The following is a 12,877-nucleotide window of genomic DNA, read 5'->3' on the forward strand; positions in this document are numbered from 1 at the left end:
GGGAACGCGCTCAGGTGTTCGTGGGGATGTTGGAGATCACCGCGAACAGCGCGGGGAGGAACGCCAGTGCGAACAGCAGCCCGAGGACCGCGAGCCCGAGTCCGACGTAGCCCGTGATCAGTCCGCCGAGCGCGATTCCGCGGCCTTCCTCGCCCGACGTCTTGAGCTGCGAGAGCGACATGTGGCCCGTGATGACAGCGACGATCGATCCGATGAACGGCACGAGGGTGAGTCCCGCGATCCCCGCGATGAGCGAGACGATCGCGAGCGAGTTCGTGCGCCGCTGCGGATAACCTCCGCCGTAGGCGGGCGCAGCCGGATACCCGGCCTGCGAGTACGCCGGGGGCGCGCTGTAGCCGGGCTGGCCGTACGACGACGCGGCGGGGTACTGCTGCTGGCTCGCCGGGTACTGCTGCTGCTGAGCCGGAGGGGGATACGCGCCCGCGGGCGGGTAGTCGGCAGGAGAGCCCGCCGGGGGAGCGGGAGGCGGTTCGTACGCGGGCGGAGGGGCGGGCTGCTGCGACTGCGGCGTGTCGCCGGACGAGGTGTTGTCGCTCATCGGTCGGCCTTTCTCGGGGTCGCTTCCAGCGTTCCAGCGCCCGTGGGGTGTGTCAACGACACCCCGCTAGGCTGGTGCGGGTCCAGCCCGCGCACCATCCCACGGGAGCACACATGCCCACTGATCGCGTCGTCCTCGTCACCGGCGGAAACCGCGGCATCGGCCGCGCGATCGCCGAGCGCTTCGTCGCGGAAGGCTACAGGGTCGCGGTGACGGCCCGTTCCGGCGAGGGTCCCGAGGGAACCCTCACGGTGCGAGCGGACGTGACGGATGCCGCGGCCGTCGACGCCGCGTTCACCGAGGTCGAGGCGGCGCTCGGCCCCGTCGAGATCGTCGTCGCCAACGCAGGCATCACCAAGGACACGCTGCTCCTGCGCATGACCGAGGAGGACTTCGACTCCGTCGTGGCGACGAACCTCGGCGGCACGTTCCGCGTCGTCAAGCGCGCGTCGAAGGGCATGCTGCGGGCGAAGTGGGGCCGCGTGATCCTCATCTCGTCGGTCGTCGGCCTCTTGGGCTCTGCCGGTCAGATCAACTACGCGTCGTCGAAGGCCGGCCTCGTGGGCTTCGCACGCTCGCTCACGCGAGAGCTCGGCGCGCGCGGCATCACGGCGAACGTCGTCGCACCGGGCTTCATCGAGACCGACATGACGGCCTCGCTGCCCGAGGACACGCAGGCGGAGTACAAGCGCAGCATCCCCGCGGGTCGCTTCGCGTCGCCTGACGAGGTCGCCGGCGTCGTCGCGTGGCTCGCATCGGATGACGCCGCCTACATCTCGGGCGCCGTGATCCCCGTCGACGGCGGCCTCGGCATGGGGCACTGAGCCCCTCCGCCTTCGAGGCCTTCGTTCGATCGGCCGAGCGGCGTCTCAGCGGATCGCGTCGACGAGCGCCTTCGCCAGCACGTCGGGCTGCGAGAACTGCGGCCAGTGTCCGCTGCCGAGCTTCACGACCTCGGCGTCGCGAATGGCTTGGAACTCCTCGCCGAACGACCCCCACTGCGACACGGCGCCGCGAAACTCCGCTTCGTCGAAGCCGCCCGACAGGATCGTGACCGGGACGTCGTGCCGCCGCTCGTCGCGAAGCTCGATCGGGTCTGTGGGTACGCGAGCCGGCACCGACTGCGCACGCGCGGCCCACGTCGCACGAACCTGTTCGTTCAGGTCGAAGATATCCTCGTCGTCGAACGACTCCCACCCGGGGAAGGGCACGACGCCGTCGACGAGCTCGAACTCGGAGATCACGCCGCCGGGCGGCGGAGCGATCGAGTCGACGAACACGACGCGGGCGACCCGGTCGGGCCGCGCATCGGCAGCGCCCCACACGACGTTGCCGCCGCCGCTGTGCCCGACGAGCACCACAGGGGCGTCGAGCGCGTCGATCTCGGCCACGACGGCCGCGACCCAGTCGGCCATGCCGATCGAGTCCGACTCGGATGCGGGCGCGCCGACGCCGGGCATCGTGAGAGCCCGAGGGCGGTGGCCCGCCTCTTCGAGTGCGGGGACGATGTCGCCCCACGACGACGCGTCGAGCCAGAGACCGGGTACGAGGATGACGTCCATGCGCCGACGCTACCGGCGGCCTCCGACATCCGCGAGAGTCACGGAAGCAGAGGGATGACCTCGCGCAGATCGACGCGCCCGACCACGATGTCCGCCTGAGCGCGCACCGCGGGCTTGGCGTTGAAGGCGATCCCGATTCCCGCGCGCTCCATCATCCGAAGGTCGTTCGCACCGTCGCCGATCGCCAGGGTGCGGTGCAGAGGCACGCCGGCGGTCTCCGCCCACTCCACGAGTGCCGCGGCCTTGCCTTCGGCGTCGACGATGTCGCCGTCGACGACGCCCGAGAGCACCGGAGCGCCGTCGTGGCCGCTCTCGACGGCGAGTCGGTTCGCGCGCCACACGTCCACTCCGAGCGACGGCGCCACCGTGTCGAGGATCTCGTGGAAGCCGCCCGAGACGACTCCCACGCGGCCGCCTCGGTCGTGCACGGCGTCGATGAGCTCGCGCACGCCCGGCGTCGGCTCGATGCGCGACAGCACGCGCTCGAACGACGCCACGGGCACACCGGACAGCTCGCGCACGCGCGAACGCAGCGACGTCGCGAAGTCGACCTCCCCGCGCATCGCGGCCTCCGTCGCCGCCGCGACCTCGGGGCCGCGCCCGGCCTCGTCGGCGATCAGCTCGATGACCTCGTTGCGGATGAGCGTGGAGTCGGCGTCGAGCACGACGAGGAAGCGCGCGGGAGCATCGGGCATGCCCTCAACGGTAGCGGCGCGGCATCCGCCACGATGACGCACCCGTCATCTGTCGATGCGCACGCCCTTGCCGACGACCGTGATGCCCGAGTCCGTGACCGTGAAGCCGCGCTCGAGGTCGCGCTCCCGGTCGACGCCCACCGTCGCACCCGGCGCGAGAACGACGTTCTTGTCGAGGATCGCGCGGTGGACACGCGCACCTTGACCGACCTGGACGCGGTCGAACAGCACCGAGTCGGTGATCGTCGAGCCGCCGCCCGCGAGCGTCCAGGGTCCGACCACGCTGCGCTCGAGGTGCGTGCCGGAGAGGACCGAGCCGAGTGACACGATCGAGTCGATCGCGTTGCCGATCCGCCCCACCGAGTCCCGCACGAACTTCGCCGGCGGCGAGTTGACGAGCTGCGAATGGATCGGCCAATCCGTGTTGTACAGGTTGAAGATCGGCAGGGTCGAGATGAGGTCCTGGTGCGCGTCGAAGAACGAGTCGATCGTCCCCACGTCGCGCCAGTAGTAGCGGTCGCGGTCCGTCGATCCGGGCACGTCGTTGTGGGTCATGTCGTAGACGCCCGCCTCGGCGCGCCCGACGAAGTACGGCACGATGTCGCCGCCCATGTCGTGGTTCGACGTCGGCACCTCGCCGTCGGCCTCGACCGCCTCGATGAGCGCGTCGGCGTCGAAGATGTAGTTGCCCATCGACGCGAGCACCTCGCCGGGCGAATCGGGCAGGCCGACGGGGTTCTGCGGCTTCTCGAGGAACTGTCGGATGCGGTCGGTGTGCTCCGGGTCCACGTCGATCACGCCGAACTGGTGAGCCAGGCCGATGGGCTGACGGATGCCGGCGACCGTGGCGCGCGCGCCGGACTCGATGTGCGAGTCGAGCATCTGCCGGAAGTCCATCCGGTAGACGTGGTCGGCGCCGACGACCACGACGATGTCGGGCTGCTCGTCGTTGATCAGGTTGAGGCTCTGCAGGATCGCGTCGGCGGAACCGGAGAACCAGCGCTTGCCGAGCCGCTGCTGGGCGGGGACGGATGCGACGTACGAGTCGAGCAGCGGCGACATCCGCCAGGTCTGAGAGATGTGCCGGTCGAGGCTGTGCGACTTGTACTGCGTCAGCACGACGATCTGTCTGAGCCCCGAGTTGATGAGGTTCGAGATCGCGAAGTCGATCAGCCGGTACTGACCGCCGAACGGCACGGCGGGCTTGGCCCTGTCGGCCGTCAGAGGCATGAGGCGCTTTCCCTCGCCTCCGGCGAGGATGATCCCGAAGACCTTTGGCGAAGCCGGCATGCGTCCACCCTAGGACGGGTGTGGCCCGTGTACTAGCGTTCGAGACATGCGCGTCGACCTCATGACGAAGGAGTACCCGCCCGAGATCTACGGGGGTGCCGGTGTGCACGCCGCCGAGCTCGTGAAGGCCCTCCGGGCGCTCGGCGGGCTCGACGTGCGGGTGCGCGCTTTCGGCGCGCCGCGCGACGAGGCGGGCACGACCGCCTACAGCGTGCCGGTCGAGCTGCAGGGTGCGAACGCCGCGATCCAGACGCTCGGGACGGACCTCGAGATCGCGACGGATGCCGCCGGAGCCGACGTCGTCCACAGCCACACGTGGTACGCCAATTTCGCCGGACACCTCTCGTCTCTCCTGCACGGCGTGCCGCACATCGTGACGGCGCACAGCCTCGAGCCGCTGCGCCCGTGGAAGGCGGAGCAGCTCGGCGGCGGGTACGCCGTGTCGAGTTGGATCGAGAAGACCGCCTACGAGGGGGCTGCCGCGGTCGTGGCTGTGAGCGAGGGGATGCGCGACGACATCCTGCGGTGCTACCCCGAGCTCGACCCGGCGAAGGTGCGGGTCATCTACAACGGGATCGACGTCGAGGCGTGGCATCCGGTGCATGACCCTGAGCTGCTCGCGAAGCTCGGCGTCGACGCGGACAAGCCGTCGGTCGTGTTCGTCGGGCGCATCACGCGGCAGAAGGGCCTGCCGTACTTCCTGCGGGCGGCCGAGCGGCTGCCCGCCGATGTGCAGGTCGTCCTGTGCGCGGGCGCGCCCGACACGCCGCAGATCATGGCCGAGGTCGAGGATCTCGTGCGCGGCCTGCAGGAGACGCGCGGGGGAGTCGTCTGGATCGACCGGATGCTGTCGCGCCACGAGCTCTGCACGATCCTGGGCTCCGCGACGACGTTCGTATGCCCCTCGGTGTACGAGCCGCTGGGCATCGTGAATCTCGAGGCGATGGCGTGCGGCGCGGCCGTCGTCGGGACGGCCACCGGCGGGATCCCCGAGGTCGTCGAGGACGGCGTGACCGGGCGGCTCGTTCCCATCGAGCAGGTGCAGGACGGCACCGGCACGCCGCTGGACCCCGAACGGTTCGTGGCCGACCTCGCGGCCGTGCTCACGGAGGTCGTGAGCGACCCGGAGCGGGCGGCGGAATACGGACGCGCCGGGCGGGCGCGCGCCGCGAACGAGTTCAGCTGGGGGCGGATCGCGGAGCAGACGGCCGCGCTGTACGCGGAGGTCACGACGGGCGGCCGATAGGCTGGGGGCATGCCTGAGGTCCTCCAGTTCTCCGACGTCGTCGTCCGCCGGAACGCTCGCGACATCGTGGACCACGTGGACTGGCAGGTGACCGACGACCAACGGTGGGTGATCCTGGGCCCGAACGGCGCGGGCAAGACGACGATCCTCAAGCTCGCCGCCACGCTCGAGCACCCCACGTCCGGCACGGTTTCGCTGCTCGGCGAGCAGCTGGGTCGCACCGACGTGTTCGAGCTGCGTCCGCGCATCGGCTTCGCGTCGACGGCGATGGCTCGCCGCGTGCCGCAGGAGGAGACCGTCCTCAACGTCGTGCTGACGGCCGCGTACGCGGTGCTCGGCCGCTGGCACGAGGCGTACGAAGACATCGACGAGCGCCGTGCGCTGCGCGTGCTCGCGGAATGGAAGCTCGACGATCTCGCCGACCGCACGTTCGGCACGCTGTCGGACGGCGAGCAGAAGCGCGTGCAGATCGCTCGCGCGGTCATGACCGACCCCGAGCTGCTGCTGCTCGACGAGCCGACCGCGAGCCTCGACTTGGGGGCGCGCGAAGAGCTGCTGTCGCTCCTCGGCGGATACGCGCAGGCGCCGACGACACCGGCGATGATCATGGTGACCCACCACGTGGAAGAGATCCCCGTGGGATTCACCCATGTGCTGCTACTTCGCGAGGGCCGTGTCGTCGCGGCGGGACCGATCCGCGAGACCCTCACGGCCGAGTCGCTCACCGAGACGTTCGGCGTGCCGGTGACGCTCAGCGAAGAAGGCGGACGCTACGCGGCCCGGGCCGTCAGCGACGCCTGAGCCCGCGCGTTCCGCGGCAGGCCTCCCGGGCTGATAGAATCGCTCTTTGGTGCGCTCGCACTCAAGACTTTGACCGTCCTGGCAAAATCCAGGGCACCATCCTCAAAGGACTCCAATGAAGACTGACATCCACCCCGACTACCACGCGGTCGTGTTCCGCGACCTCGGCTCGGGCGAGACCTTCCTCACCCGCTCGACGGTGACCAGCGACAAGACGATCGAGCTCGACGGCGTCGAGTACCCGGTCATCGACGTCGAGATCTCGTCGGCGTCGCACCCGTTCTACACGGGCAAGCAGCGCATCCTCGACTCGGCCGGTCGCGTCGAGAAGTTCAACCAGCGCTTCAAGAATTTTGGCGGCAGCGGCTCGAAGTAAGGTACGCTCCGTCGTGAAGGCCCCGCTTCGGCGGGGCCTTCGCCATTCCCGCGACGCGCGATCGCGTCGTCAGCGCACCGGCCAGCGCCCGTCGAGCCGGTCATCGGGATCGAGCCGGCCGATCTGCACGAAGTACTCCGTCAGGCTCTCCGCCTGCGCCCGCGCCCACGCGATCTGGCGTGTGTGCAGCTCTTGCGCGGTGGGCGGCATCCGCGTCGCGAAGCGACCTGCGAGCGCCTGCGCGATGCGCCCGGCCGCGACGGCATCCGCGGATGCCTCGTGCGCGCCCTCGAGCCGCACGGCGTAGTGCGCCGCGACCACCTCGAGCGTGCGCTTGCCGCGCCGCCACCGGTCGTAGGCCTTGTCGACGACGAGGGGGTCGATCACGGGGCACGGATCCTCGATCGGGGTCACGCCATGCCGGAGCGCCTCGTGCTTGAGCAGCGAGAAGTCGAACGCGGCGTTGTAGGCGACGACCGGAATGCCCGCGTCGAGCAACGCGCGGAGCACCTCGACGACCTCCATCACGACCTCGTTCGCGCAGCGACCATCGGCGCGCGCCCGCTCGGTCGTGATGCCGTGCACGGCAGTCGCCGCATCCGGAATGTCGATCTCGGGGTCGGCGAGCCAATCGCGCGCGAGGATCACGGTGCCTGTGCCGTCGAGCAGTCCGACGTGGGCGGTGACGATCCTGTCGGCGGTGACGTCGACGCCCGTCGTCTCGAGGTCGAACACGCCCACGACCCGCGTCCACTGCGGCCCCGCGTCGCACGGCCGGCTCGACGAGGGGGAGGCGACGTGGTGGCGCGAGGGGTCCATGCGCCTCACGGTATGCGCGCCGTCCGACATCGGTCGTGGAGGGTTCGCACGGATGCGCCCTCTTAGACTCGTGGGGTGACCGTGGCCAACCCGTACGCCGCGCTTCTCGACGCGGTGCCCGTCGAGCGGCGCGAGGTCGACGTGCTCGGCGGGCGAACGGCGTACTGGGTGTACGGACCGCCCGACGCCGCGACGACGATCGTCGCCGTGCACGGCTTCCGCGGCGAGCACCACGGCCTCGAGCCCGTCGTCGCGCACCTGCCGGAGTACCGGATCATCTCACCCGATCTCCCGGGGTTCGGCGAGACGCCGCCGGTCCCGCGCCGTCGCCACGACCTCGACCTCTACGCCGAGTGGCTGGCGGCCTTCGCCGCCGCTGTCGCTCCGGGGGCGGTCATCCTGGGGCACTCGTTCGGCTCGATCGTCGTGTCGGCGGCCGTCGCGGGCGGCCTTCAGACGCCGCGCGTCGTGCTCGTGAACCCGATCGGCGCCCCTGCGCTCGAGGGCCCGCGCGGCATCCTCACGCGGCTCGCGGTGTTCTACTACTGGGCCGGCGCGCGGCTTCCGCGCCGGCTCGGCGAGGCGCTGCTGCGCAACAGCGCGATCGTCCGGGCGATGAGCGTGTCGATGGCGAAGACGCGGGAGCGCAGCATCCGTCGATTCATCCACGACCAGCACGACACCTATTTCTCGCGTTTCGCCGACCGCGACGTGCTCCACGACGCGTTCGTGGCGTCGGTGTCGCACGACGTGCGCGAGTTCGCTCCGCGGATCCCGCAGCCGACCCTACTCGTGGCGGCTCAGCGCGACGACATCACGCCGATCGAGGCGGAGCGGCACCTCGCGACGCTTTTCCCGCACGCGGAGCTCGTCGAGATCCCCGACGTCGGACACCTCATCCACTACGAGACGCCCGCCGCGGCGGCCGCCGCGATCACGCGCTTTCTCGCGCCTTCCTGAGCCGGTACGCGTTCACGTTCATGCGGTTGCCGCAGTTGCCCGTGTCGCAGTAGCGCTTCGACCCGTTGCGCGAGTAGTCGATGTAGACCGAGTCGCAGTCGTCGGCCGAGCACACGCGCACGCGGTCGTACTCGTCGGCGCGGATGACGTCGACGAACGCCATCGCCGCCTCGACGAGGATGCGGGTCGCCAGCGGCGCGTCGTCGGAGGTGGCGTGGATGTGCCAGTCGTAGCCGTCGTGGATCACGAGCTGGGGGAGTGCCTTGCCGTCGCGGAGCATCGCGTTCACGAGCGGCACGGCACCGTCGCGGTCGGCGTCCCACAGCTCGCGGAGGCGGGGACGGATGCGCCGGACCGCCTCGAGCTCGGATTCGTCGCGTCGCACGGCGCCGGAGTAGGGGTTCGCCGCGAGGAAGGCGTCGAACTCATCGAGGGTCGTGAGCGTGTCGGGATCGTCATGCCCGGGGAGCGTGTTCACGAGGTCCGTGACAGCTGTGAGCGCCGTCTTGGTGTCATGAATGAAGACCACGTTGACTCCTGACACAGGCGACCATTACTGTCATCAGTGTAATCACGTTTCACTCCTGACAGTCGGGCTCGCATGACCTCCACCGCGCCTCTTCCGATCGTCTCTCCGGCGCGGGTCCGCAACGCCGGCACGTCGGGGCTCATCATGGCGGTCGCATCCGCGCTGGCGTTCTCGTCGAGCGGGCCTGTCGTCAAGCCCCTGCTCGAAGCGGGATGGTCGGTGGGAGCGGCCCTGGTCGTCCGGATGGGGCTCGCGGGCCTCATCCTCGTGCCGGCGCTCGTGCGGGCGCTGCACCGCGAACGCGGCTTCGTGCGCCGACACGGCCTGCTCATCCTGGGGTTCGGCCTCACTGCGGTCGTCGGCTGCCAGCTCTTCTTCTTCTCGGCGATGCAGCGGATGCCGGTGGCCGTCGCGCTGCTCATCCAGTACCTCGCGCCCGTGCTCCTCGTGATCCTCGCGTGGATCCGCACGCGCACGGCGCCTTCGCGGCTCGTCGTGTTCGGCTCGGTCGTGGCGATGACGGGGCTCGTGCTCGTCGTGGACATCTCGGGTGCGACGTTCGACCTGCTCGGAACGCTGCTCGCACTGGCGGCGGCGGTGTGCGCGGGGGCGTACTTCCTCATCGCGGAGCGCGCGGGCGATGGCCTGCCGCCGCTCGCCCTCGCCTCGGGAGGGCTCCTCATCGGCGCCGTGGTCATCGGGATGCTGTGCGCGGTCGGGGCACTGCCGTTCGCGGCGCCCGCTGTGACGGTGTTCCTCGCGGGCCTCGAACTGCCCGCGTGGGTGCCGCTTCTGTGGGTGGGGGCCATCGCCACGACCCTCGGCTACGCCCTCGGAGTCATGGCGGTGCCGCGCATCGGCTCGCGCATCGCGTCGTTCGTGGGCCTGTCCGAGGTGCTCTTCGCGCTCGGGTTCGCGTGGCTCCTGCTGAGCGAGGCTCCCGCGCCGATCCAGTTCGTGGGCGGAGCACTGATCCTCGTCGGAGTCGTGCTCGTGCGGCTCGACGGCGGTGCGCCGCGGATGCCACGCCCTCAGTCGACGCACGGTCCGCGCCCGAAGCGCAGAGTCCGGAGGGCCCGGGTCACGACCGAGACGGCCGAGCCTCGCGCCGTGCAAGCTCCATGAGCGGCTTGACACGGTAGCCGATCACCTCGCCCATCGCGAGCGACGTCTCGGTGCGCTCGACGCCGTCGATCGCGAGGATGCGCGCGTCGGTGTCGAAGAGGTGCTGCGTGTCGCGGCAGGCGACGCGCACGAGGAGGTCGACCGGGCCACTGAGCCCGTGCACCTGCACGACCTCGGGCACGAGCTCGAGCGCGGCGGTGATGCGCGGCAGCTCGGCTTGGCGGACCATCACGTGGATGAACGCCTCGATGGGGAAGCCGAGCGCGGACGACGAGATCGCGCGCTCGAACGACAGGAACACACCCGACCGCTCGAGGCGGGCCATGCGCGCCTGGACCGTGTTGCGCGACAGGCCGAGCCTGTCGGCGAGGGCCACGACGGTCGCGCGGGGGTCGTCGGAGAGCGCCGCCAGCAGTTCGAGATCGACGTGGTCCAGAGCGCTCATAGTGTGAACATTATCACGGCGCGGAACCCGCGAGCTTGGCAACATGCTCAAGCGTGCGAGTGATGCTTGAGCGAGGTGCGAGAGCGACGTAATGTCGGCCTTGTCGGCGACGATGCCGGCGACGACGTGACGAGCGCCTCACGAGGGCGACTCGCACCGAGGAGGTATGACGATGGCGCACACCCTGACCGCTCCCGACCTTGCCGTCGACGTCGATGACGTCGCGCGGCTGCTGACACCCGACGGCGAACGCGTCGCGGACCCCGATCTCGGCCGCTGGGTGGCCGACGTCGACCATGAGCTGCTGCGCGGTCTGTACCGCGACATGGTGCTCGTCCGCCGCATCGACACCGAAGGCATCGCCCTGCAGCGGCAGGGACAGGTGGGGCTGTGGGCCCCGTGCCAGGGTCAGGAGGCCGTGCAGGTCGGCACCGCCCGCGCGCTGCGCGCGGATGACTTCGCCTTCCCGAGCTACCGCGAGATCGGGGTGAACTTCGTGCGCGGCGCGAAGCCCGCCGACTTCGTCATCGCATGGCGCGGCGAGGAGCACTCGACCTTCAACCCCTACGACATCAACACCGCCGTGCCGCAGATCATCATCGGCGCGCAGACGCTGCACGCCGTCGGCTACGCGATGGGCATCCAGCGCGACGGCGCCGACCAGGTCGCGGCGACCTACTTCGGCGACGGCGCGACCAGCCAGGGCGACGTCAACGAGGCGATGATCTTCGCGTCGTCGTTCCGTGCGCCGGTCGTGTTCGTGTGCTCGAACAACCAGTACGCGATCTCCGAGCCCGTGACGGTGCAGGCCAAGTACCCGATCGCCGGCCGCGCGCCCGGCTTCGGCATCCCGAGCGTCCGCATCGACGGCAACGACGTGCTGGCGAGCCTCGCGGCGATGCGCTGGGCGATCGACCACGCCCGCTCGGGCAAGGGCCCCACCTACATCGAGGCGGTCACGTACCGCATCGGCCCGCACACGACGTCCGACGACCCGACGCGCTACCGCTCGAAGGACGAAGTGGAGCGCTGGAAGCAGCGCGACCCCATCGCCCGCGTCGAGGCGCTGCTGCGCGCCGAGGGCGCGTTCGACGACGAGTTCGCGAAGTCCGTCGCATCCGAGGCCGATGAGCTCGGCGCGCAGGTGCGCGAGGCGGCCCTCACGGCGACCTCCCGCGAGCCCATCGGCGTGCTCGACCACGTGTACGAGGAGCCGCACACCGGCCTCGAGGAGCAGCGCCGCGAGTTCGGCGCCTACCTCGCCGGCTTCGAGTCGTCCGAGGAGGCCTCGCGATGACGGAGATGACGATGGTGAAGGCCGTCAACGCAGGTTTGCGCCGCGCGATGGCCGACGAGCCGAAGGTCGTCGTGATGGGTGAGGACGTCGGCCGCCTCGGCGGTGTCTTCCGCATCACCGACGGGCTGCTCGACGAGTTCGGCGCCGCCCGCGTGATCGACACGCCTTTGGCCGAGGCGGGGATCATGGGCACCGCCGTCGGCCTCGCGTACCGCGGCTATCGCCCCGTCGTCGAGATCCAGTTCGACGGCTTCGTCTACCCGGCGTTCGACCAGATCGTGTGCCAGGTCGCCAAGCTGCACTACCGCACGCGCGGCAACGTCAAGATGCCGATCACGATCCGCATCCCGTGGGCCGGGGGAGTGGGCGCCGCCGAGCATCACTCCGAGTCGCCCGAGGCGTACTTCGTGCACACGTCGGGGCTTCGCGTGATCGCGGTCTCGAACCCGCAGGACGCGTACGTCATGCTGCGCCAGGCGATCGCATCCGACGATCCGGTGGTGTACTTCGAGCCGAAGCGCCTGTACCACCAGAAGGGCGAGGTCGATCTCGACATCGACCTCGCGGATGCGCCACCCATGGGGCTGGCACGCGTCGCGCGCGAGGGCAGCGACGTGACACTGCTCACCTACGGCTCGCAGGTCATGACCGCGCTGGACGCGGCGATCGCGGCCGAGGACGAGGGCGTCTCGATCGAGGTCATCGACCTGCGGTCGCTGTCGCCCGTCGACTACCGCACGGTGACCGCGTCGGTGCGCAAGACGGGTCGCGTCGTGGTGACCCACGAAGCCGCGAAGGAGGCGGGCGTCGGCGCCGAGCTCGTCGCGAGCGTCACCGAGCGCTGCTTCCACTACCTCGAGGCGCCGCCGCAGCGCGTGACGGGCCACGACATCCCGTACCCGCCGGCGAAGCTCGAGAAGTACCACATCCCGGATCTCGACCGCATCCTGGACGCGGTCGACCGCGTGCTCGACAAGCCGAACAGCCTGTCCGGGCTCGAGGAATGGCGGACGGCCGAGACCGGTCGCGCCGGCGTGGGCGGTGGTGTGCTGTGATCCAGGAGTTCCTGCTCCCCGATCTCGGCGAGGGCCTTCCCGAGGCCGAGCTCGTCCAGTGGACGGTCGCCGAGGGCGACGAGGTCGCCCTGAACCAGACGATCGCCGAGGTCGAGAC

General features: G+C 70.3%; 16 protein-coding genes. 9 read left to right on the forward strand and 7 right to left on the reverse strand.

Going from position 1 to position 12,877, the window contains the following annotated elements; translation table 11 throughout:
• Positions 1-10 precede the first annotated feature (10 nt).
• On the reverse strand, positions 11-559 hold the full coding sequence (locus tag VFF97_RS09525; RefSeq protein ID WP_325033261.1) for a DUF4190 domain-containing protein: 549 nt from the start codon (positions 557-559) through the stop codon (positions 11-13).
• Positions 560-672: 113 nt separating this feature from the next.
• Here VFF97_RS09525 and fabG point away from each other — a divergent pair, with 113 nt between their 5' ends.
• Entirely contained in the window at positions 673-1,383 is a 711-nt protein-coding gene (gene fabG, locus VFF97_RS09530) for a 3-oxoacyl-ACP reductase FabG (RefSeq protein WP_325033262.1), read from the forward strand.
• 45 nt (positions 1,384-1,428) lie between these two features.
• On the opposite strand, the gene VFF97_RS09535 is transcribed toward fabG, so the two are convergent.
• The 3 genes from VFF97_RS09535 to VFF97_RS09545 are packed head-to-tail and all read right to left on the reverse strand — an operon-like array spanning position 1,429 to position 4,106.
• The gene (locus tag VFF97_RS09535; RefSeq protein WP_325033263.1) at positions 1,429-2,121 is read right to left on the reverse strand and encodes an alpha/beta hydrolase; all 693 of its coding nucleotides are present in this window, start codon (positions 2,119-2,121) and stop codon (positions 1,429-1,431) included.
• Between the two features lie 38 nt (positions 2,122-2,159).
• Complete coding sequence (gene serB, locus VFF97_RS09540) at positions 2,160-2,816, reverse strand: phosphoserine phosphatase SerB (RefSeq protein WP_325033264.1); 657 nt, start codon at positions 2,814-2,816, stop codon at positions 2,160-2,162.
• Between the two features lie 45 nt (positions 2,817-2,861).
• A complete protein-coding gene (locus VFF97_RS09545) occupies positions 2,862-4,106 on the reverse strand; it encodes a glucose-1-phosphate adenylyltransferase (RefSeq protein ID WP_325033265.1) in 1,245 nt (414 codons plus the stop codon).
• A gap of 46 nt (positions 4,107-4,152) precedes the next feature.
• Here VFF97_RS09545 and glgA point away from each other — a divergent pair, with 46 nt between their 5' ends.
• The 3 genes from glgA (at position 4,153) to VFF97_RS09560 (ending at position 6,529) form a co-directional block, all read left to right on the forward strand.
• On the forward strand, positions 4,153-5,352 hold the full coding sequence (gene glgA / locus VFF97_RS09550) for a glycogen synthase (protein WP_325033266.1): 1,200 nt from the start codon (positions 4,153-4,155) through the stop codon (positions 5,350-5,352).
• Between the two features lie 9 nt (positions 5,353-5,361).
• On the forward strand, positions 5,362-6,153 hold the full coding sequence (locus VFF97_RS09555; protein WP_325033267.1) for an ABC transporter ATP-binding protein: 792 nt from the start codon (positions 5,362-5,364) through the stop codon (positions 6,151-6,153).
• Between the two features lie 115 nt (positions 6,154-6,268).
• Positions 6,269-6,529, forward strand: coding sequence for a type B 50S ribosomal protein L31 (locus VFF97_RS09560; RefSeq protein ID WP_325033268.1), 261 nt, complete (start codon positions 6,269-6,271; stop codon positions 6,527-6,529).
• Positions 6,530-6,598: 69 nt separating this feature from the next.
• Here the strand turns inward: VFF97_RS09560 and VFF97_RS09565 are convergent, their stop codons facing one another.
• Positions 6,599-7,348 (reverse strand): exonuclease domain-containing protein, encoded by a 750-nt coding sequence (locus VFF97_RS09565; protein WP_325033269.1) that lies wholly within the window; start codon positions 7,346-7,348, stop codon positions 6,599-6,601.
• Between the two features lie 75 nt (positions 7,349-7,423).
• Between VFF97_RS09565 and VFF97_RS09570 the strand changes: the two genes are divergently transcribed.
• Complete coding sequence (locus VFF97_RS09570) at positions 7,424-8,308, forward strand: alpha/beta hydrolase (RefSeq protein ID WP_325033270.1); 885 nt, start codon at positions 7,424-7,426, stop codon at positions 8,306-8,308.
• Here the strand turns inward: VFF97_RS09570 and VFF97_RS09575 are convergent.
• Positions 8,283-8,837 carry a CGNR zinc finger domain-containing protein gene (locus VFF97_RS09575; protein WP_325033271.1) on the reverse strand — a complete coding sequence of 185 codons (555 nt, stop codon included), beginning with the start codon at positions 8,835-8,837 and terminating at the stop codon, positions 8,283-8,285. The genes VFF97_RS09570 and VFF97_RS09575 overlap by 26 nt on opposite strands.
• Positions 8,838-8,909: 72 nt before the next feature.
• On the opposite strand from VFF97_RS09575, the gene VFF97_RS09580 reads away from it, so the two are divergent.
• The gene (locus VFF97_RS09580; protein WP_325033272.1) at positions 8,910-9,962 is read left to right on the forward strand and encodes a DMT family transporter; all 1,053 of its coding nucleotides are present in this window, start codon (positions 8,910-8,912) and stop codon (positions 9,960-9,962) included.
• Here VFF97_RS09580 and VFF97_RS09585 read toward each other — a convergent pair.
• On the reverse strand, positions 9,919-10,407 hold the full coding sequence (locus VFF97_RS09585; RefSeq protein WP_325033273.1) for an Lrp/AsnC family transcriptional regulator: 489 nt from the start codon (positions 10,405-10,407) through the stop codon (positions 9,919-9,921). The genes VFF97_RS09580 and VFF97_RS09585 overlap by 44 nt on opposite strands.
• Before the next feature lie 166 nt (positions 10,408-10,573).
• On the opposite strand from VFF97_RS09585, the gene pdhA reads away from it, so the two are divergent.
• The 3 genes from pdhA to VFF97_RS09600 form a co-directional block, all read left to right on the forward strand.
• Complete coding sequence (gene pdhA / locus VFF97_RS09590) at positions 10,574-11,704, forward strand: pyruvate dehydrogenase (acetyl-transferring) E1 component subunit alpha (protein ID WP_325033274.1); 1,131 nt, start codon at positions 10,574-10,576, stop codon at positions 11,702-11,704.
• Positions 11,701-12,759 carry an alpha-ketoacid dehydrogenase subunit beta gene (locus VFF97_RS09595; RefSeq protein ID WP_325033275.1) on the forward strand — a complete coding sequence of 353 codons (1,059 nt, stop codon included), beginning with the start codon at positions 11,701-11,703 and terminating at the stop codon, positions 12,757-12,759. Before pdhA ends, VFF97_RS09595 begins: the two co-directional genes overlap by 4 nt.
• Positions 12,756-12,877: biotin/lipoyl-containing protein (locus VFF97_RS09600; protein WP_325033277.1), on the forward strand; the 122-nt coding region annotated here is incomplete at its 3' end. The genes VFF97_RS09595 and VFF97_RS09600, both read left to right, overlap by 4 nt.

This window comes from Microbacterium sp. (genome assembly GCF_035687345.1).
Lineage (GTDB): Bacteria > Actinomycetota > Actinomycetes > Actinomycetales > Microbacteriaceae > Microbacterium.